The 18,253-nt window shown below is 47.4% G+C and carries 24 protein-coding genes and 1 pseudogene; 21 read left to right on the top strand and 4 right to left on the bottom strand.

Annotated features, from left to right (window positions below):
* Positions 1-9: 9 nt before the first annotated feature.
* From sdhB to ACQ4N8_RS04760, 6 genes are all read left to right on the top strand, one after another.
* Entirely contained in the window at positions 10-795 is a 786-nt protein-coding gene (gene sdhB, locus ACQ4N8_RS04785; protein ID WP_430703207.1) for a succinate dehydrogenase iron-sulfur subunit, read from the top strand.
* A gap of 132 nt (positions 796-927) precedes the next feature.
* Positions 928-1,338 (top strand): hypothetical protein, encoded by a 411-nt coding sequence (locus ACQ4N8_RS04780; RefSeq protein ID WP_430703206.1) that lies wholly within the window; start codon positions 928-930, stop codon positions 1,336-1,338.
* Complete coding sequence (locus tag ACQ4N8_RS04775; RefSeq protein ID WP_430703205.1) at positions 1,335-1,544, top strand: hypothetical protein; 210 nt, start codon at positions 1,335-1,337, stop codon at positions 1,542-1,544. The genes ACQ4N8_RS04780 and ACQ4N8_RS04775 overlap by 4 nt, the downstream gene beginning before the upstream one ends.
* Complete coding sequence (locus ACQ4N8_RS04770; protein ID WP_430703204.1) at positions 1,541-2,068, top strand: tyrosine-type recombinase/integrase; 528 nt, start codon at positions 1,541-1,543, stop codon at positions 2,066-2,068. The genes ACQ4N8_RS04775 and ACQ4N8_RS04770 overlap by 4 nt, the downstream gene beginning before the upstream one ends.
* 253 nt (positions 2,069-2,321) lie before the next feature.
* The gene (locus ACQ4N8_RS04765; protein WP_430703203.1) at positions 2,322-2,696 is read left to right on the top strand and encodes a hypothetical protein; all 375 of its coding nucleotides are present in this window, start codon (positions 2,322-2,324) and stop codon (positions 2,694-2,696) included.
* Positions 2,697-2,972: 276 nt separating this feature from the next.
* Positions 2,973-3,476, top strand: a complete 504-nt coding sequence (locus tag ACQ4N8_RS04760) for a hypothetical protein (RefSeq protein WP_430703202.1) — start codon at positions 2,973-2,975, stop codon at positions 3,474-3,476.
* A 266-nt stretch (positions 3,477-3,742) separates the two neighbouring features.
* Here ACQ4N8_RS04760 and ACQ4N8_RS04755 read toward each other — a convergent pair whose 3' ends face one another.
* On the bottom strand, positions 3,743-3,961 hold the full coding sequence (locus ACQ4N8_RS04755; protein ID WP_430703201.1) for a helix-turn-helix domain-containing protein: 219 nt from the start codon (positions 3,959-3,961) through the stop codon (positions 3,743-3,745).
* Positions 3,962-4,069: 108 nt separating this feature from the next.
* On the opposite strand from ACQ4N8_RS04755, the gene ACQ4N8_RS04750 reads away from it, so the two are divergent.
* The 5 genes from ACQ4N8_RS04750 to ACQ4N8_RS04730 all read left to right on the top strand — a co-directional run bounded on the left by ACQ4N8_RS04750 (position 4,070) and on the right by ACQ4N8_RS04730 (position 7,304).
* On the top strand, positions 4,070-4,342 hold the full coding sequence (locus tag ACQ4N8_RS04750; RefSeq protein ID WP_430703200.1) for a DUF6809 family protein: 273 nt from the start codon (positions 4,070-4,072) through the stop codon (positions 4,340-4,342).
* A gap of 271 nt (positions 4,343-4,613) precedes the next feature.
* Positions 4,614-5,186, top strand: coding sequence for a 2-phosphoglycerate kinase (locus ACQ4N8_RS04745; protein ID WP_430703199.1), 573 nt, complete (start codon positions 4,614-4,616; stop codon positions 5,184-5,186).
* Between the two features lie 221 nt (positions 5,187-5,407).
* Positions 5,408-6,058, top strand: coding sequence for a lysozyme inhibitor LprI family protein (locus ACQ4N8_RS04740; protein WP_430703198.1), 651 nt, complete (start codon positions 5,408-5,410; stop codon positions 6,056-6,058).
* A 346-nt stretch (positions 6,059-6,404) separates the two neighbouring features.
* Positions 6,405-6,500: a putative holin-like toxin gene (locus ACQ4N8_RS04735; protein ID WP_430703197.1), complete on the top strand. Its 96-nt coding sequence runs from the start codon at positions 6,405-6,407 to the stop codon at positions 6,498-6,500.
* A 381-nt stretch (positions 6,501-6,881) separates the two neighbouring features.
* A complete protein-coding gene (locus ACQ4N8_RS04730) occupies positions 6,882-7,304 on the top strand; it encodes a VOC family protein (protein WP_430703196.1) in 423 nt (140 codons plus the stop codon).
* 11 nt (positions 7,305-7,315) lie between these two features.
* On the opposite strand, the gene ACQ4N8_RS04725 is transcribed toward ACQ4N8_RS04730, so the two are convergent.
* Complete coding sequence (locus tag ACQ4N8_RS04725; protein ID WP_430703195.1) at positions 7,316-7,537, bottom strand: GyrI-like domain-containing protein; 222 nt, start codon at positions 7,535-7,537, stop codon at positions 7,316-7,318.
* 97 nt (positions 7,538-7,634) lie between these two features.
* Here ACQ4N8_RS04725 and gpmA point away from each other — a divergent pair, with 97 nt between their 5' ends.
* The gene (gpmA, locus tag ACQ4N8_RS04720; RefSeq protein ID WP_430703194.1) at positions 7,635-8,369 is read left to right on the top strand and encodes a 2,3-diphosphoglycerate-dependent phosphoglycerate mutase; all 735 of its coding nucleotides are present in this window, start codon (positions 7,635-7,637) and stop codon (positions 8,367-8,369) included.
* Positions 8,370-8,390: 21 nt separating this feature from the next.
* On the top strand, positions 8,391-8,909 hold the full coding sequence (locus ACQ4N8_RS04715) for a GNAT family N-acetyltransferase (RefSeq protein ID WP_430703193.1): 519 nt from the start codon (positions 8,391-8,393) through the stop codon (positions 8,907-8,909).
* 1,051 nt (positions 8,910-9,960) lie between these two features.
* Here ACQ4N8_RS04715 and ACQ4N8_RS04710 read toward each other — a convergent pair.
* Together ACQ4N8_RS04710 and ACQ4N8_RS04705 are read right to left on the bottom strand one after the other, a co-directional pair.
* Positions 9,961-10,500, bottom strand: a complete 540-nt coding sequence (locus ACQ4N8_RS04710) for a PadR family transcriptional regulator (protein WP_430703192.1) — start codon at positions 10,498-10,500, stop codon at positions 9,961-9,963.
* Entirely contained in the window at positions 10,497-11,342 is an 846-nt protein-coding gene (locus ACQ4N8_RS04705; RefSeq protein WP_430703191.1) for a sialate O-acetylesterase, read from the bottom strand. Before ACQ4N8_RS04705 ends, ACQ4N8_RS04710 begins: the two co-directional genes overlap by 4 nt.
* A 250-nt stretch (positions 11,343-11,592) precedes the next feature.
* On the opposite strand from ACQ4N8_RS04705, the gene ACQ4N8_RS04700 reads away from it, so the two are divergent.
* From ACQ4N8_RS04700 to ACQ4N8_RS04665, 8 genes and pseudogenes are all read left to right on the top strand, one after another.
* Positions 11,593-12,165 (top strand): nucleotidyltransferase family protein, encoded by a 573-nt coding sequence (locus ACQ4N8_RS04700; protein ID WP_430703190.1) that lies wholly within the window; start codon positions 11,593-11,595, stop codon positions 12,163-12,165.
* Positions 12,166-12,255: 90 nt separating this feature from the next.
* On the top strand, positions 12,256-12,888 hold the full coding sequence (locus ACQ4N8_RS04695) for a pyridoxamine 5'-phosphate oxidase family protein (RefSeq protein WP_430703189.1): 633 nt from the start codon (positions 12,256-12,258) through the stop codon (positions 12,886-12,888).
* A 74-nt stretch (positions 12,889-12,962) separates the two neighbouring features.
* Positions 12,963-14,003 (top strand): LacI family DNA-binding transcriptional regulator, encoded by a 1,041-nt coding sequence (locus ACQ4N8_RS04690; protein WP_430703188.1) that lies wholly within the window; start codon positions 12,963-12,965, stop codon positions 14,001-14,003.
* A gap of 83 nt (positions 14,004-14,086) precedes the next feature.
* Positions 14,087-15,337: an FAD-dependent oxidoreductase gene (locus ACQ4N8_RS04685; RefSeq protein WP_430703187.1), complete on the top strand. Its 1,251-nt coding sequence runs from the start codon at positions 14,087-14,089 to the stop codon at positions 15,335-15,337.
* Between the two features lie 458 nt (positions 15,338-15,795).
* Entirely contained in the window at positions 15,796-16,755 is a 960-nt protein-coding gene (locus ACQ4N8_RS04680; protein ID WP_430703186.1) for a hypothetical protein, read from the top strand.
* Positions 16,656-17,339 (top strand): DUF4038 domain-containing protein, encoded by a 684-nt coding sequence (locus ACQ4N8_RS04675; protein WP_430703185.1) that lies wholly within the window; start codon positions 16,656-16,658, stop codon positions 17,337-17,339. Before ACQ4N8_RS04680 ends, ACQ4N8_RS04675 begins: the two co-directional genes overlap by 100 nt.
* 458 nt (positions 17,340-17,797) lie before the next feature.
* On the top strand, positions 17,798-18,010 hold the full coding sequence (locus ACQ4N8_RS04670; RefSeq protein ID WP_430703184.1) for a helix-turn-helix domain-containing protein: 213 nt from the start codon (positions 17,798-17,800) through the stop codon (positions 18,008-18,010).
* 99 nt (positions 18,011-18,109) lie between these two features.
* A pseudogene (locus tag ACQ4N8_RS04665) lies at positions 18,110-18,253 on the top strand (IS256 family transposase); the annotation flags it as partial.

Genomic DNA, 18,253 nt, shown 5'->3' with positions numbered 1-18,253 from the left:
ACAGCAGCTATGGCTATGGCGGAAACGGATGTATCGGCAAGAAAAATGACGGCTAAAAAAGTCAAATTCATCATCACTCGTCAGGACGATCCTGGCTCGAAGTCCTATACGGAAGAGTTCGAGCTGGACTACCGCCCCGGCATGAACGTGATCAGCGCCTTGATGGAAATTCAACGGAACCCGGTGAATACGAAGGGCGACAACACCGCCCCGGTTTGCTGGGAATCCAACTGTCTGGAAGAAGTCTGCGGGGCCTGCTCGATGGTGATCAACGGCAAACCGCGCCAAGCGTGCGCCGCGCTGATCGATAACCTGGAGCAGCCGGTTCGCGTGGAACCGATGAAGACGTTCCCGGTCGTGCGCGACCTGGTCATCGACCGCAGCCGCATGTTTAATGCGCTGAAGCGGGTCAAAGCGTGGATCCCGATCGACGGTACGTACGATTTGGGTCCCGGCCCCCGCATGGCGGAGAAGAAGCGCCAATGGGCGTATGAGCTCTCCAAATGCATGACCTGCGGCGTCTGCCTCGAAGCTTGCCCGAACGTCAACGAGAAGACGGACTTCATCGGCCCGGCGGCCATTTCCCAAGTGCGACTGTTCAACGCGCATCCGACCGGCGAAATGAACGCCGAAGAGCGCCTTGAAGCGCTGATGGAAGAGGGCGGCATCGAAGGCTGCGGCAACTCGCAAAACTGCGTCCGCGCCTGCCCGAAAGGCATTCCGCTGACCACCTCCATCGCCGAAATGAACAAAGCGACCACGAAGCATATGTTTAAAACGTGGTTCACGCAGTAATATAGGCCATATCGATTAAAACCGAAAACGGTTCACCGTTCATCCGAAAGCATCGGAGACAGACCCCGAGGGGGCTGTCTCTTTTTTATTTTATGGAGCGGCGAACTCATGGAATAGAAGGAGGGACTAGGGATGAACATTCAGATTCACGGGATTGAGCACGATCAGATGTCCGTGAAACTAACGAATTTTTCGAGAGAGGATGTAGGTAAGCTACGTGCGGTTGGGGGAGGAAAGTGGGATCCTATCGGGAAATTCTGGCGATTTCCTTGGACGGAGGAGAAACTTCGGCAATTCGCCGAATGCTTTCCGGGAGTGGAGATAACATTGGACGGACTAACCTTGTCTCCCAAGTTATCCAACGATGAACAAAATATTGTCGCCCTGGAACAGAAGCTACTCACCGCGCTCAAACTGAAAGGATATAGCCTCAAAACGAGCAAGGCCTACCGGGGGCATGTCCGGCGATTTTTGCAGAGCCAAGCTGATCTCTCGGAGATGACAAGATCAGGAGCCCACAAGGATGAGATTCCAAATCCATGATGATCGATTCGGCCCATGCCCAACAATATACTTTGCAGCTACTTGAGCAGGGACATTCTTCTGCCTATGTGAACCAAGCCCTCAGCGCCCTGCGTTTTCTTGCCGCCGAAGTGTTCAAAAACCCACCGAACAAACAAACTATATTCGACCGAAAAAAGAAAAAAAACTGCCCTATGTCCTATCGGAGGAGGAAGTGCTTCGCGTGATCCAAGCGCCGACGAATTTAAAGCACCGCACGATGCTGTATCTGGCTTACGCCTCAGGGCTGCGAGTGAGCGAGGTCATTCGGCTGAAATTCACGGATATCGACCCGGAACGCGGCATCCTTCGAGTCCAACAAGGAAAGGGCAAAAAGGACAGACACACGCTATTGTCGCAAACGGCATGGGAGATGATCAGAAAATATGTGGAAGCGGAGCGACTCTCAAGTTCGATGTGGTTGTTTCCGGGGCAGCATCCGGGAAGCCATTTGCATGAGCGTTCATTGCAAAAAGTCTTTAAGGAAGCCTTGCAAACCTCCGGCGTCCGTAAGCAGGTTGGCATTCATATCCTGCGGCATTCCTTTGCCACCCATTTGCTCGAGAACGGCACCGATCTTCGTTATATCCAGGAGCTGCTGGGCCACGCCAATCCTTCTACCACCGAACGCTACACCCATGTCAGCACCAGGAATCTAAAACGGATCCAAAGCCCGCTCGACCGCATTTTACGTGATCGGAGAGGGGAATAGCAGATTCCAAAGGGAGGATAGAATCTGACTTACATAATCAAGAAACGGAGGTATAATTAAGGGGGGTGAACAATTACGCAAATCCCCGGGGCAAGATGGAATTTGTGACGTGCAGAGATATGGGAGTTATAGGAAATCAGCGCAAGTAATGAAAAAATAAACTACGATAAGTCAGAGAATTTTGAAACATATATTCAGCAATATGTGTTTGTTATATAGAGTGGATATTTTTAAGTGTGGGAGGTTAGTTTAATTGAAAAAAATTATGATATTCATTTCCATGATCCTAACTCTATGTAGTTGTTCAAACAATTCCTCTATAGTTTTTAAAGGTGAGAGTAAAAACTGGTCATCAACATATACAATAGAAAATCCAAATGGTGAGTATCATAATACAATATTAAAAATTAAGTACAAAGGAAAAAATCTAAAAGATATAGCTGGAATTAAATATACATATAAAGGTGTCAGTGTTGGTGGTAGTGGAGAACAACCGAAATTATCAGTAGATGGTGTTATAAGTTCCAAAACAGGGGGGAATGGAGCCATTCCACCTAAAGATTCAATAATCAATGTAACTGTTGAATGGAATAATAATAAAGAGGAGTTACGACTTACATCAAAATAATTATGAAAGAAATGGTAATGTATTCGACTCTTCGTTATTTAGGAACCATAGTAAAATGACTAGAATATGAATTTCGAAGAAGGCACTGACTTCCTATAACACCGTATTCACGCATCGGGGCTAACGCCCCACGGTTGTCCAGATGTATAATCATGGAAGATGCTCAGACAACAAATGACCCAGCCTAAGATAAGAGCTATCTAAGGCTGGGTCATTTCGTGAATACAATACGTTATATGCAATCGTGGCAAAAAATAAAAACAAAGAGAGGTAACCATGCGATCAATACTTTTTATATTGTTGACTACTGTTTTACTTCTTTCAGGATGTAGTCAAAGCAAACAACTCTCCAGTCGAGCTCCTACAAAAGCAGAGTTAAAAAATTTTATAGAATCTATGAATATAGAGGTTCTTACAAAAAAAGTTTATTCCGACTATGCAGTTATTTTAGGAGTAAACTCCATTTATAGTCTTGCAATATTGAATGATGGAAAACCGCAGTTTTTGGGAAGCTCTTGGGGTGGTGGCAATGCAGATAGGATCGATGTTTCTGCTGTGACACAACAATCACCCTTTATCGGCGTAATCATTTATCAAAATGACATTATTAGTCAGGGATCAAAGTTGGAAGTAGTATTTGAGGATAAGAGCACAGTGAAAATGTCAATGAACCGTGAAAAAGCATATATTATTGAACATCCATCAGGAAAGGTAACAAACATTGATAATGCAATAGTTAATATTTTCAATAGTAAAGATGAACTGATTTGGACGAGATAAAACAATAATGAGGGTTTTTCAAGAAGGCCACGACAGCATATAACACCATGTTCACGCATCGGGCCATTCGGCCCTCGGTCCGGCAGATGTTAGAAGTGGACTCGGTGATGCATATCAGTAGCAGGGAAGTGGAATCAGCCGGACACAGCCAACTCCCTAACCGCATCGCGGCCGCCCCTGACGGGGCTTAAGTCAGTGGGACGTCGTGAATACAAGAACGTTAACTGAAATCAACGATAATGAAATAAGAACCTCCAAAATCTTTTTCAATCCTTGGGATAAGCTTGTTTAATATTAGTTCTATTTAGAAGATAATCGGTGCTGGTTTGGTGGAAGTCGGCAAGTTTAATAAGTATGGCGGTTGGAATATCAACTTCCCCGCGTTCATAATTGCTGTATATACGTTGACTACAGTTGAGATATGTAGCAATTTGTGATTGAGTTAAATCCTTATCTTCACGCAAGCTTCTAATTCTTGGGTACATTACAAACACCTCCAACATAAAAATACTCTAGCGAGTAATTCGCTATTGAGATTTAGCGATAAAATCGCTAAAATATTCTTATGAGAAATACATTGGAGGGAATGTAGGATGAGTAGCTTATTAGAGCAATTGTATTTTGGAGAAATTAGACCAGAAGAAAAGATTATACCAAAGAATCCAAAGTATAAATTGTTGAATAGCGAAATTTCAAACTTCAAGGAGAGGTTAATAACGAGCCTGACGGAGGATGAGGTAGAGCTTCTTGAAAAAATATATGATCTGTTGGCAAAGTCTTCTTCGATATACTCAACCGAAGTATTCATCTATGGTTTCAAAATGGGTGTTCAAATTGTAACAGAGGCTTATGCTGATGGAAATTAAAGAAGAATATTTAAAGACTGATGATACATAGAAGGTAAAGTAGCTCGAGTAAGTCGTTGACTTCAGTTAACACCGTATTCACGCATCAGGGCTTTCGCCCCTTGGTTATCCAGGTGTACAATCATGGAAGACGCTCAGACAACAAACGCCGCAGCCTAAGATAAGAGCTATCTAAGGCTGGGGCGTTTCGTGAATACAAAACGTTATGTGAAATCATCGCAATGACAAAATAAAAAATCAAAGATATTCTCCATGGAAGGAGAAAGAAGAAATGATTATTTTGATCAGTGGAAATGGTTGTACTGGAAAAACTCTGATGGCACAAAAATTACTTGAGAAATATAAAATTTCTTACCTTTCAATAGATCATTTAAAGATGGGTTTATACAGAGGAGATAATAATTGTGGGTTTACACCACTTGATAGTTCAGAAGCAATTGGCGAAAGATTATGGCCGATCCTCAAGGGAATTATTATGACAAACATTGAGAATAATCAAAGCTTAATAATAGAAGGTTGTTACATAATGCCTCACCATGTTAAGGACTTTGAAAAATCGTATTCTGACAATATCATTTCAGTATTTCTTGGTTTTTCAACTAAGTATATTGTTGATAATTTTGTATCAAAAATCATAACCCATAGGAACGCTATTGAAACCCGTTTGTATTCTGAAGATAGAACTCTTGAAGAATATGAGTTAGAGCATGATGAAATTAGAAGAAGTTGTTTAAGGTATGGTGTCGACTATTTTGAGATTAATGAAGATTATGAACAAGAAATCAATAAAGTATATGATTTCATTGAAACTAAGAAACAGTTGATCGAAGCTAATTCAAAGTAGGCGATGACATCCGATAACAATGTGTTCACGCATCGGCGGACAAGCCGCCTCGGTCCCGGAAGAGAAGTCGAGGAAGCAACTGCCGGAACACATCCATTCACCTAACCGCATCGCGGCCGGACCTAAAGGTCCTTAAGGTGAATGGCCGTCGTGAATGCAACAACGTTATGCGCCATTACCGGTAAATATTAAAGATAATATTATATTTAAGGAGATAATTTATGAAAGGTAAGATACTCTTATTATTTTTTATTACGATAGTGTTTTCATCTTGTCAAAATATTAGTCAATCGACTACCTTGAACAGCGAAACTAAATCAATAATGAATTCTGAAATGACTTCTGATGTAGTGAGTACAGGTAATGGAACAGAATCGAAAGAAATAACTGAAGGTCGATCAGATGCTTCTAACAATCAAGTGTTATCCATGAGCATTGGGAACTATGATTTGACTGGAGAATTTTATGATGAAATGCTTCGAAATCCTATAGATCATGATTATGAGGTGGAATTTAATGAATTTCAAAATTCCAAAGAGTTTTCAACATTTGGATGGAGGGCGTTGGAAAGCAAATATACAGAGATTTGGGATAAAGAGTTGAATCAAATATATAAAAAGCTTCTTTCTAAGTTGGATAGAGAACCAAGAGAAGCACTAATTGAATCGCAGAAAGAATGGTTACAGTATCACTTAAGGGAAACAGAATTTGTAGAGAAGACATTTATTAATAATGGTTACCTTGGATCACAAGGATTGGTAAGCCTAGACACGGTTATAATGGAGAGAATCAGGGAAAGAACAATGCAATTATTTGAATATCGATATTTGCTAGATGGTGAAGTTGAGTTTTTATACCAAAGCAAAAAATAGAGTTGGAATCTTGATCAAAGGTTTTTAGGTGATGCTTCGTAGACAGTAACGGCGCATAACACTGTATTCACGCTGCGGGAGCTTAGGCTCCCGTGGTCCGGGCCGAGGAACTTCGGAGAAGCATAGTCAGCCGGACAACCCTGCGAGCCTAAGTCTGACGACCCGTTCCCTGCAGTCACTTAAGGCTCTCGGGTTCGTGAATACAAGAATGTTATATGAAAGGGATGCAAGATAAAGAATCCGAAAACAAATTGAGAACACTTGTACGCAGAAATAGATAAAGGTAAAATATAACTACAATTGAATCTTGGGTGGGCATGGTTTCCCTTCGAAAGGAGGTGAAGCTATGGAAGTAAAAGATGCGATTCTCATCATGATTGCTTTTGGTACATTAATCGTTGCACTTTTAACATACATCGGGAATAACTACAAGAGAAAGTAAAAACCCACCCTAAGGTTGCACGCCGAAGGTGGGTCTTTGTCTTTTGAGAACTCAGAAGGGAATCCCATCCAAGCCAATTGTCGAGGCCAAGTGTTCGCAGCACTTGGTCTTGTTACATAAATAATACCATACAGGAAAGTGATCAACAAGAATAAGGACAGAATAGAAACATCATCTTGGGTGGGCATGGTTTCCCTTCGAAAGGAGGTGAAGCCTTGGGATTAGAAGAATGGTTAATAAATTCAACAAAACAAAGAAAGCTATACAATAATTAGTAAGACTTTATCCTTATATCATTATTTTGACTTAGCGACGGGTCCATTCAAAAATCTATCAAGTTTAAGTATGGATGAGGTTATATTTGAATTAGGAGATGAGATCATGATACAATCCATCGTTCATATCGCTCTTGTCGTGAAGGATTATGATGAGGCCATCGAGTTTTATACAAAGAAGCTTCATTTTACATTGGTGGAAGACACTTACCAGCCTGAACAAGATAAGTGGTGGGTCGTCGTTTCCCCTCCTGGCTCCGTAGGCACGACCCTCTTGCTGGCAAGGGCATCGCAACCGGAGCAGGAAGCGTTTATCGGCAATCAGGCTGGCGGGAGAGTGTTTTTATTCCTTAACACGGACGATTTTTGGAGAGATTATCACGATATGCTTTCAAAAGGAATCGAATTTGTCAGAGAACCCAAAGAACAGCCTTATGGGACCGTTGCCGTATTTAAGGACCTCTATGGGAATCTATGGGACCTGCTGCAGTTGAAAGACGATCATCCTATGATGAAACGAATGAAGTAGATTAGCTTCATCTACAATGGGATTACAGGTATGCATATTTCGCAATAGCCGCGGTTCAGCATATCCCCCGTGTATCTTTCCAAGACCGGAGCGTGGGCCATTTGATATCCACTGCTTTGGATCACTTGAAAAATTTCAGCCCAAGCTTGTTGAAGGTCTTCGGACGTATGTTTGACTTTGCAAACTGCATATTTTCCGCCGGAAAGCTCGCCATCGCAAATGGATTCGTCCATTTGATTTTGTCGATAACTCCGGGACTAACACTCCAGGTTTGTCCGGATGTATAATCATGGAAAAGGAAATGCTTTTAGCAGAAAGGGGAGGAATCCAATGAAGAAAATCGTACTTATTCGCCATGGTCAAAGCATTTGGAATCTTGAAAACCGATTTACAGGATGGACGGATGTTGACTTAACGGAAGCCGGTTTACATGAGGCAAGAAACGCGGGGATCATTTTGAAGAAACATGGCTATGTTTTTGACCGCGCCTTTACGTCCGTACTCAAGAGAGCTATTCGAACTTTAGATATTATCCTTGATGAAATGGATTTAATGTGGATCCCTGTAACGAAATCATGGAAATTGAATGAACGGCATTATGGCGCATTACAAGGCTTGAATAAGGCGGAAACCGCTCAAAAATACGGGGAAGAGCAGGTTTATCTATGGAGAAGATCCGCAACGGTGAAACCGCCGGAGCTTGATCCGAGTGATAGTAGATATGCTGCAAATGATCCTAGGTATAGAGATTTGGCTAAAGCGGATATCCCGCTAACTGAAAACCTTGAGGATACGGAGAAACGCGTGATTGAATACTGGAAAAACACCATTGTGCCGGTCATCGACGAGAACAAGAAAATCATCGTTTCCGCCCATGGCAACACGATTAGAGCGCTCATCCAATACTTGGACCGGATTCCGAATGACGGAATCGTAAATTTGAATATTCCGACCGGTGTTCCGCTGGTTTATGAATTCGATGATCATTTAAGGGTTACAAGACGCTATTATTTAGGCATTGAGGGCGAAATCCCCGATGGCGTAATCCCAGAAAGTTTAGGCTAACATACGAAAAGAGGCGGAAGCGTGAAAAAAGTCATTCAGCTAAGACAGCTATCAAGTTTGGATGAAGCTAACTTACTAGACCGCGAATTTTCTAAACGTTATGGATGGTATTGTCAAGGCGACTATTATCATAAATGTCTGAAAGAAAATATGGAGGGCAAACGAATATCTTTAATGGCTTTTTATGAAGGTAATTTAGCGGGATGCTGCCATTTATTATACGAATCGCAATATTCTATCTTCCGCGACGAGAATATCCCGGAGATCAATGATTTGAATGTATTCCCGGAATACAGAAGAAAGACAATAGCGAGCAGACTTTTTGATGAGCTCGAGATGATCGCATCCAAGACATTCGGATCTATTGGTCTTGGTGTAGGTCTATACACGGATTATGGAAACGCTCAAGTCATGTATGGGAAACGCGGTTACGTGATGGACGGAAGAGGCCTTACCTACCAGAACATGCAAGTACAACCTGGCCAGTCCGTAGTGGTTAATGACGATTTACTGATTTATTTAGTGAAAGAACTGCATTAGCGAGAAGGTTGTCGAGACCAAGTGCTTCCGGCGCTTGCAGGCTGAATCAGGTGGACACATCGATCCCCCTAAGATAAGAGCTATCTAAGGCCGGGTCGCGTCGTAGATGCGGGATGCTATTCGAAATAATCTAAAATTAATCGAAAAGTGAGGTACAGGGATGAGTTATAAATCTATTCTCATAGACCAATTAAACGCCTGTTATAACGATAAGAGCTGGTTTGTTCCGCTTGACGAGATTTTAATGGATTTAAATGCTACACAAGCTGGATGGGAGAATGAAAGCAAACAATCCATTTGGTCGATCGTGAATCACCTCATTTTTTTGGAATGAGAAGTGGCTTGAGAGATACAACGCTGAAGATTTTGATCTAGAAAGTTCAGTAAACAATAATGATACTTTTTACGTGAATCCACATACAATAAATGATTTTGAGTGGAAGAAGACCTTACAGAGACTTGAAACAGTCTTTATTAGTTGGAATCGGGTACTTGAGGAGAGCAAAGATCTCAAACTTATTAAAGAAATCCCTACCTATTTCAATGCTCCTTGGTGGGGAGTCGTATCAAATTTATGTATTCATAATGCATATCATATTGGACAGATTATGCTGCTAAAAAAACAGTTGATACGTACAGGTTGAAAGACGACTAGTAAGGATTTCAGAGGAATCGGTTACTTCGGATAACGCCGTATTCACGCGTCGGGCCGGCAGAGGAATTTTGATGAGGCGGCGTTGCGGCCGCCCCGTGGAACTATATTTTGTAAAAGGAGATGAACCTGCTCTTTATCTATTTACCTGGAGAGCACAGAAAATTCGTGTTACTTATTCCCATCGTATTCTGGGCGACCTATTATATCTGGAAGTATATGGGGAAAACTCGCCATTCAAAAGGTAACAACCATCCACAGTAACAAAGTACGGCACTTAATCATTAGGGTGATCGCCGAGCCACATCCAGTCCCCTGATCCATCTCGGCCAAGAACCCCAGAGGCATAGATAGATGTCATCTAAGCCTCTGGGGTTCATTTAAGGAGGGACGAGTTTACTAGGCGACGGTTCCTTCTATTTCTGCTTTTAATTGTTCAAACCACGCTAAGTTAACCAAGTGATGGGAACGGGAATTTTCATTCATGCGGCGGTAGTAATCAATGGTGCCGGGAATTTCCTGCGTGTTGGACAGGTATTCATCAAGGAGAGCAATTCGGGTTTTAGTCTGATCGATTTGCGATTGGATCAGCTCCAGCAACTTGCTCGTGTCATATTCATCGGCAAAAAGCAGCGCTCCATAAAATTGCAGGTTCACATACTCCGATTTAGTGCCGTATTTGACCATTAATTTCTCGAATTCAACCCTTCCGGATTCGGTAATTTTGAAGTTCCGGGTTTCGCGTCCGCTGGCTGAAGATTCCTGTTGAATTTGTTCAATCCAACCTTTCTCTTCAAGTTGCTGCAGATTGTAATAAAACGAGCCTTTCGTGAAGTTTACAATGTACTTGTAATGGCGTTGTTCCATTAAGGCTAAAAGTTCGTAGCCGTGGGCGCCGGGGTTTTGGATCAGTAAGCCAAGAATGAGTAAGGGGATCAAGTCTGCATCACCTTCGCCATCTGTGCCTCGAATTCCGCGTACATGATTTTACCCAAAGCCAAATCCATGCTATGGAGGTAAATCTGTTCTGTTTTTGAGTAGTCGCGCTCCACTTTCAGCGACTGCTCCTCCTCCGGGAGGGGCTCCAGGACATGACACTTTTTCGAGAACGCCTCGAAATAACGGTAGCCGAACTTGCGCTGCGAAACCGCGTCGATATGAATGCCATCCGCATTTGCGGTCAAATTTGCCGCCGTGACAAAATAACAATTCGGATGTTCATGGGCAAAACGCTGCAATTGTTCGTTAACCTGTCGATATTCTGTCGCGTGCTGTCCAAAACCGGTTTTTCCCAGGAAATCACCAAGTCCGCCAATGATCAGCGGCACTTTATCATCAAGATTCAATTCGTGTCTCAGGGTCTCGATGATCAAAGCGAATTTCTCGTAATAAGTTTCATGCAGCGAACCATAACTGTCGCTTTCCCCTTGGTGCCAAAGGATTCCGCAGATTTGACTGGACCGCAGGGCGAAGCGGGCTTCGGATAAAGCATGCTGAAACAGGATGCCTTCCGGATGCCAGTCATTTAAGGAGCTGCCACCTTCCGCACAAGGAATCAACCCAATTTCCTCATCGGGATGGGTTTTCGACCAGGCATCGGCAAAAGACGCCGCCAGGCTTACGCCCGAAACGGGACGGTCATAATTGATCGGCTCTGTCATCATCTGCCACTGTCCGTTACGCAGCATTTTTATTTTTTCATTATAGATCGGATCAACTTCATGCAAAAATCCACGGCCCGCCATATTCGACTGACCCAACATTAAAAATGACTTGATCATCAGCTTAACTCCCTTACATCAAAGCTATAGTCTAATTAGACTATATTTAGCTTAGTACATGCTTAGGCAATAGTCAAATGAATGTGGTTGGTATAATATGGAGAAGATACCTCCGGGAAGGGGTCAGGTAACACCGTTTTCGTGTAAGCGAGGCACATTAATTGTGGATTCGAAGATTAAGAGGAAGAGGTTGAGTCACATTCACTTTAGGATAAAATGGAAGAATCATAGGATCCAGGGGGACGATCGTTTGGAACCGCAAGAGAGACTGATCCAAATCATCGAGAAAAACGATATGCTGATGCAAGTTTTCGATAGGGTAAGCGGTTTGGGTTTGGAGTCCTATTATGTCGGCGCCGGTTGCATTGTCCAGACCGTTTGGAACGCGTTGACGCATCGCCCTCTCAACTATGGAATCGGCGATATCGATCTCGTTTATTTCGACGACCGGGATTTAAGCTATGAAGCGGAGGACCAGGTGATCGGCAAAATTCAACGGCGGCTCGCCGATCTCCCGATCGCCATGGATATCAAAAATCAGGCAAGGGTGCATCTATGGTACAAAGATAAATACGGGATCGAGTTGGCCCCGTATCCAACGCTTGAGCGGGCCATCGATACTTGGCCTACGACGGCCACGGCCATTGCAGCAAGAAAGAATGAGCAAGGGATTTGGCAAGTGTATGCGCCGTTTGGGTTTGAGGATCTTTTTTCGTTGACGGTAAGGGCGAACAAGAAAATGATTACGAAAGAGATTTATCTGAAGAAAGCCGACAAATGGAAGGCAAAGTGGCCGGAATTGAACGTTATCCCGTGGGCTTAGGGCTTGGCCTTGAGGCTCTAGCTATCCCCCCTCGATGTTCGGATGTATAATCAGAGGCAACAGACAAAACCAGAAGAACGGAGGAGCTAGATGACGAATCCATTTGCAGAAATTTTGTCGTCCGAAGAAGAGATTAGAGAGCTCTTGGGTTATCCGAGCGAGGTGGTTCGGAAGAAAACCGTGCATACCTTGGATGTTCATTGCCGGCGTTTTATTTCGATGTCGCCCTTGCTATTTTTATCTACCTCCGATGATGAAGGGTTTTGCGACGTGTCCCCGCGAGGAGATGCGTCAGGCTCCGTTTTGGTGCTGGACGAAAAGCATTTAGTGATTCCGGAAAGGCCGGGCAACCGCAGGTTCGATTCCTTAAGGAATATCCTATCGAATCCGCGGGTAGGCATGATATTTATCATCCCCGGCTTGGAAGAAACGCTTAGGGTTAACGGCAAAGCCTATATCATTAAGGATGAGCCCATTTTAGAGCGGATGAAGGCGAGAGAGAAAAGACCTGTCTTAGGCATCGGGGTAGAGGTCGAGGAATGCTTTATCCATTGCGCCAAAGCTTTTAAGCGGTCCGGAGTATGGAATAGCGAGTCATGGGCGGAGGCCGGTACGCTTCCCTCGATCCCGACCATCCTAACGGCTCATGTGCGTTCTTCCGAATACACGGAAGAAGTGATCCGGAAAGGTTTGGAGGAAAGCTACGAGAAAAGGCTGTATTAAAGAATAGCACGGAACGGGGTAGGCTTTGTATCGCGAAGCTTGATTTTGTTGATTTCATCGATGGAGGGGCCGGAATGAGCCGAAAAAAAGAGGTTACGCTGCAGGATTTGGCCGATCGGCTGGGATTAACCGTACATACCGTCTCCAAGGCGCTCCGGGGGAAGCCGGGGATGTCGGAGGAAACGCGAAGAAGGGTGTTCCGCACGGCGCGGGAAATGGGTTATCGTACGCGGGCCCAGGAGGAGGCGTTGCTGGCGGACAAGCTGGCACCCTTGGCGCAGAAGGCGCACCGGTTCGCCTTTGTGGCTGGCTGGAGCGGCGAGGTGACGAACCTGTTGTTTGCCGCGATCCAGGACCGCCTGCTGGAGTTTGGCCATCAGGTGGATTTGACCCTGTTTCCCGGCAAAATCACGCGGCCGGGACCGATGCGGGAGTGGATCGAACGGACCGGCCTGCCGTATGCATCCGGCGTATTCCTAGCGCCGGCGCTGCAGTCCGTGCTGGAACGCCAGCTTATGGCGCTGCCGCTCCCCAAGATTATGCTCAACTACCCCGAACCGGGCATGCACGTAGACAGCGTCATTTGGGACGTCAACGACGCCATGGCCCAAACGGTCAACGCCCTTGTCGCAGCGGGGCATAACCGGATAATGTACGTCGGCGATATCGAGGCCCAGCGCGGGTTCAGACAGAGGTGGCAAGCGTTTGGGGAAGCCTTGAAAGTAGGCGGCATTACGCGTCCGGCCGAGGAGCTTCTGCTCAAGCCGGCGGGGACGCAGGAGCAATGGACGCAGGCCTTCATGGAGAAATGGGAGGCGCTTCGTCCGACGGCCGTCCTTTGCGCTATCGAATACCTGTTGCCGTGGATCTATTACACCTGCAGCCGGATGGGGCTGTCCATTCCCGACGACGTCTCGCTGGTCAACCTGGAAACGTCGGAAAACGCTTTTCTCCCGGTGCTCACCAGGCCGGAACTCCCCGTCCGGGAGACGGGAATCCGCGCGGCGGACCGGATGCTGTGGCGGCTGGCCAATCCGCATCTGCCGTTTGAGCATTCGCGGCTGCAGTGCCGCTGGCATGCGGGAAATACCATTCGCCGCCTCGACCCCCGATAAGCGATAAATGAAACTAAAATGGAACTAGCCCACGCCTCCGTCCCGGACTAAGATGAAATCAAAAATGGATGGAGGCGTGTTCAATGGCAAGTTATGCGTTTGAACGGAAGGTTCCGGTATATGACCGGGCGGATATCGTCGTCGTCGGTGGCGGCCCGGCGGGCGTCGCGTCGGCGATCGCAGCGGCCCGCAGCGGGAAAAGGGTCATCCTCGCCGAACATTCCGGCCAGCTCGGGGGGATGGGGACGTTGGCCAATGTCAGCATTTTCATGGGGGTCGGCAACGTGACGGGGATCTATCGGGAAATCGTGTCCGAAGTTCTTCCCGCGCAAGGGCTGCCGGATCATCATGAAGGTTCCATTTGGCCGCAGTTCAATCCGTTCCGCTTGCGCCATTACCTGAACGAGAAGCTGGAAAAGGAAGGGGTCGAGGTGCTGTTTCACGCCGGCTTTTGCGGAACGGTCATGGAAAGCGACCAGGTGAAGGCCGTGGTTTTGAACACGCGGGAAGGGCTGCTCGCCCTGGAAGCCCAGGTCTTCATCGACTGCACGGGCGACGGCCGGGTTGCGATCGACGCGGGGGCTAGCTACACGACGGGAAGGGAAGCCGACGGCATGACGCAGCCGATGACGCTGATGTTCATGATGCAAAACACCGGGCGGCCCGTCCGGCGGGAACTGCCCGAAGGGGGTTACCGCTATGAAGACGTTTCGGAGCTGCCGCAAGGGAGGCTGCTGCATTGGGAGCAAGGCGACGAAGGGACGCTGCTGGTCAACATGACCCGCGTTAAAGGAAACGGCGCGAGCGTAAAGGACGTAAGCCGAGCGGAGAAGGAAGCGTTGCGGCAGGTGTTTTCGGTCGCGGACTATTTGCAGCGCAACGGATTCGAAAATTACATTCTCTCTCATGTACCGGGACAGACCGGCGTACGGGAAACGAACCAGATTCATGGAGAATACGTATTGGCCGAAGAGGACGTCGTGTCCGGCCGCAGGTTTCCGGATGTCGTAGCCCAGACCAATTACGAAATCGATATCCATAACCCGGACGGGCGGGGCGGGACCGACGAACGCAAAGTCAGCGGTTACGATATTCCGTACCGCTGCCTGCTGCCGAAAGGAATCCGCGGCCTGCTCGTGGCCGGCCGGGCGATTTCCGCCACCCATGTGGCGATGTCCTCGATGCGCGTGCAGGCTACCTGCTATGCCTTGGGGCAGTCGGCCGGCATCGCCGCTTCGTTGGCGGCGGAGCACGGCCTTCCGCTTAGCGAGATCAACATCGATGAGCTGCACCGGGAGCTGGAGCGTCAGGATGTCCGTTTTTTGAAAGGGTAGCCTGGTCTATGCAGCCGGGTTGCGCTGAAGAAGGCGCAAAAGGGCGCCGTGACTGTTGAAATTATTAAACCGCCAAACCGTCAGGTTCGTTGAACTTGGCGGTTTTATTGGCCTTCGTCGTGCGGGGAGGGGCGTGAATCGGATGGCTACGCTGCTAACGGACTCCAGAGACGCTATTTTCCCCAAAAAAAGTGGCTCCTAAATTTTAACGGACCCAGGGGACGTTATTCGCGCTAAATCTTCAAAAAAACCTTGCTTGGGGCCGAATAACGTCTTTTGAGTCCGTTAGCTTGGGAAATGGCCGGGAAATGGGCGATTAGCGTCATTACGGTCCGTTACAGGAGCGGAGTCGTGTTATCGTCATGCGCCAGCCATGTCCCCTTCCTGCCCAAGAAGTCATCAAACTCCCGAAAAGGTCATCGTCATCGCCTTACCTTGCTCTATGGGAAGCGATTACAATGAAATTGTCCCGTACGGCGGACAAGCTGCTGAAGCCTGCCGGCGACGACGAGATCTTGAACGCCGTACTCGCGGCGGCCGAGGAGATCCGCCGGGAACTGGCGGAGAAGCACAATCTGGCGGAGCTGCAGCGGAAATGGCGGGTAAGGCTTCCCCGGCTGCAGGCGGATTTTTGCCGCAACTGGATGTCGGATCGTTATGCCGAATGGGAGCTGCACAAGCATATGCGGGAGCTGAACATGGAGCTGGAGGGGTATTCCCATTTTGCCGTGACGGTATGCAAGATCGATCCGTTGCTCGCGGAGGAGTCGCGTTTTACGGCGGCGGATCTGCCTTTGTTGCAATTTTCGCTGGAATGCATCGCCGGCGAATTTGCCGACGGGCAGGACTGCCGGGTTTTTGCCGATGCCGACGGCGCCACGGCGCTGCTGTTCTTTGAGCGTGGGGAAGGCGCGGAGCAGGCTTTGGCCAAACGCGTGAACCTGCAGGTCCCCCGCCTGCTGCACTTAAGCAGCGTGTTTACGCGAATAATCCAGTCCCGCGGCTGGTCCATGCCAAAGGTGCTGCAGGACGCTTACCGGCGATTCCTCTCCTTCGAATCCTTGTTGTCCAAGGACCAGATCGTCGAGTGGGCCAAGCGGGCCGCGGGCTACATTGCCTCTTATCGGGAAAATGAACGCCGAAGCTCCACCCACCGGCTGGTCAAACAAATGATGGAAGCCGTCGAACAGATGCTGAGCGAAGAGGATTTAAGCCTGCATACCTTGGCCGAGCGACTGTACGTCAATCCGTCTTACTTAAGCCGCTTGTTCAAGCGGGAAACGGGAACCGCTTTTTCGGGATACGTGCTGAAGCGACCTTGCCGGAGCGCCTTGAGCGGCATCCGGGGCTGGACTTCTATGCCTATCAATCGGGGCATGCCTTGGCGGACCAGCCGGAAGCCTACGGGCTGGCTATGAGCTTCGCGTTCCAGCCGAACGGCCGCCCGGTCGTCAACGCGGAGCCCTGCTACGAAGGGCACGGCCACCACGGGGCGTATGGCCGTTTCGATGCCTTCGCGGTGCGTAGGGCGTTCTGGTCCAGCGTGCTCTCCGGGGCCTCGGCCGGCTTTGCTTACGGCGCCCACGGCCTCTGGTCCTGGCACAGGCGCGGACAGCTTTTCACGAAAGCGCACGCCTCGCAGGTTCCGTTCGATTGGCGGACAGCGCTGCGGTTTCCCGGCGCGTTGGACGCGGCTCTGGGCCGCTGGCTGATGGAACGGTATGGCATGCTTGGCTGCCGCCCGGCCCAGGAGCTGCTGATCGACGCGCCGTCCGGCATCCGCGCTGCCGTAAGCCGGGACGGGAACACGCTAATGGCGTACGTTCCTTTTAGCCATGCCGTCCATTTTCGGCTAGCGCCGGATGAGTTTTCGTTTGAATTGTTTGACCTGGAAGCCCGGTGCCCGATGTGGCCGGAGGTTCGCGAGACGGACGAAGGGGTCGGCATCGAAATGGCGGACGTTAACTCCGATGTGTTGGTGATTGGGAGGAGAAAGCAGTAGCGGAGCGGAGAACGTGGCTGGGAGGACTAACTTTTGAAGAGTAAGAGACCGGACCTTAAGTGTCCGGTCTCTTTTTTGCTGAGAATCTGGCTTTTTGATTCGCGACGACTCCTAACGGACCTGAGGGACGTTATATTGTTCTAATTGGATGCTCCGAAATTGTAACGGACTCAGAGGACCTTATTTGCTGAAAAACGGACTAAAAGGCCTGATTTGGAGCCGAATAGCGGCATCTGGGTCCGTTACTTCGGGAAATGTCCGGGAAATGAGCGAAATAAGGTCATTACGGTCCGTTACGGGAATGACAAAAGTAGAAACGGCTTGTTATGGGCAAGCATTAATTCGTAAACGTATAGAAACATTGCACTCAGATGTTAACTTTATAAGGCGAAATGATGACTTCTAATTGAAAAAAGTGATTCTGAGAGATAATATATTGAGAATAGGAGGGAGTCTGTTTGATAAAGTGTAATATTAGAGTTCTGATGGCTGAGCACCGGATTGACGATATAACTGAGTTGATGGAAAGATCAGGGCTAAGCAGGAATTCAATTAACAAGTTGTATAGAGAGACAAGTATTGAAACCACAAAGCTAGAAACATTGTTGAAGCTTTGCGATACATTTGAGTGCAAACTATCGGATTTAATTGAGTATACACCTGGTAATTAAAACGATTAAATGATTAGGGGATGTGCAGAGTCTGTAAAATAAATTGTGTAAACTCCTAAACCCAGTAAAATGGAAGTAATAGAAAGGTTGGGAGAACACATGGGACTTTGGTCAAAGGAACAATTACGAGCATTCATCAGGGAGAATAAGCTGGTTACTGCACAGGATGCGCAGAATGCCCTGAAAGAGCTGTTTGCAGAGACGCTCCAAGAAATGCTGGAGGCCGAGATGGACACACACTTG

It is taken from the genome of Paenibacillus macerans (genome assembly GCF_050565405.1).
Taxonomy (GTDB): Bacteria; Bacillota; Bacilli; order Paenibacillales; family Paenibacillaceae; genus Fontibacillus; species Fontibacillus macerans_B.
This window is presented reverse-complemented; position numbering and strand designations above follow the sequence as displayed.

What these genes read in the sequence shown, in the direction of transcription:
- ACQ4N8_RS04730 (WP_430703196.1), top strand. Translation starts at nt 6,882, where the DNA reads ATGATACAATCCATCGTTCATATCGCTCTTGTCGTGAAGGATTATGAT.
- ACQ4N8_RS04775 (WP_430703205.1), top strand. Translation starts at nt 1,335, where the DNA reads ATGATGATCGATTCGGCCCATGCCCAACAATATACTTTGCAGCTACTT.
- sdhB (WP_430703207.1), top strand. Translation starts at nt 10, where the DNA reads ATGGCTATGGCGGAAACGGATGTATCGGCAAGAAAAATGACGGCTAAA.
- ACQ4N8_RS04760 (WP_430703202.1), top strand. Translation starts at nt 2,973, where the DNA reads ATGCGATCAATACTTTTTATATTGTTGACTACTGTTTTACTTCTTTCA.
- ACQ4N8_RS04680 (WP_430703186.1), top strand. Translation starts at nt 15,796, where the DNA reads ATGAAATTGTCCCGTACGGCGGACAAGCTGCTGAAGCCTGCCGGCGAC.
- ACQ4N8_RS04705 (WP_430703191.1), bottom strand. Translation starts at nt 11,342, where the DNA reads ATGATCAAGTCATTTTTAATGTTGGGTCAGTCGAATATGGCGGGCCGT.
- gpmA (WP_430703194.1), top strand. Translation starts at nt 7,635, where the DNA reads ATGAAGAAAATCGTACTTATTCGCCATGGTCAAAGCATTTGGAATCTT.
- ACQ4N8_RS04690 (WP_430703188.1), top strand. Translation starts at nt 12,963, where the DNA reads ATGAGCCGAAAAAAAGAGGTTACGCTGCAGGATTTGGCCGATCGGCTG.
- ACQ4N8_RS04750 (WP_430703200.1), top strand. Translation starts at nt 4,070, where the DNA reads ATGAGTAGCTTATTAGAGCAATTGTATTTTGGAGAAATTAGACCAGAA.
- ACQ4N8_RS04735 (WP_430703197.1), top strand. Translation starts at nt 6,405, where the DNA reads ATGGAAGTAAAAGATGCGATTCTCATCATGATTGCTTTTGGTACATTA.
- ACQ4N8_RS04725 (WP_430703195.1), bottom strand. Translation starts at nt 7,537, where the DNA reads ATGGACGAATCCATTTGCGATGGCGAGCTTTCCGGCGGAAAATATGCA.
- ACQ4N8_RS04755 (WP_430703201.1), bottom strand. Translation starts at nt 3,961, where the DNA reads ATGTACCCAAGAATTAGAAGCTTGCGTGAAGATAAGGATTTAACTCAA.
- ACQ4N8_RS04695 (WP_430703189.1), top strand. Translation starts at nt 12,256, where the DNA reads ATGACGAATCCATTTGCAGAAATTTTGTCGTCCGAAGAAGAGATTAGA.
- ACQ4N8_RS04740 (WP_430703198.1), top strand. Translation starts at nt 5,408, where the DNA reads ATGAAAGGTAAGATACTCTTATTATTTTTTATTACGATAGTGTTTTCA.
- ACQ4N8_RS04780 (WP_430703206.1), top strand. Translation starts at nt 928, where the DNA reads ATGAACATTCAGATTCACGGGATTGAGCACGATCAGATGTCCGTGAAA.
- ACQ4N8_RS04745 (WP_430703199.1), top strand. Translation starts at nt 4,614, where the DNA reads ATGATTATTTTGATCAGTGGAAATGGTTGTACTGGAAAAACTCTGATG.
- ACQ4N8_RS04685 (WP_430703187.1), top strand. Translation starts at nt 14,087, where the DNA reads ATGGCAAGTTATGCGTTTGAACGGAAGGTTCCGGTATATGACCGGGCG.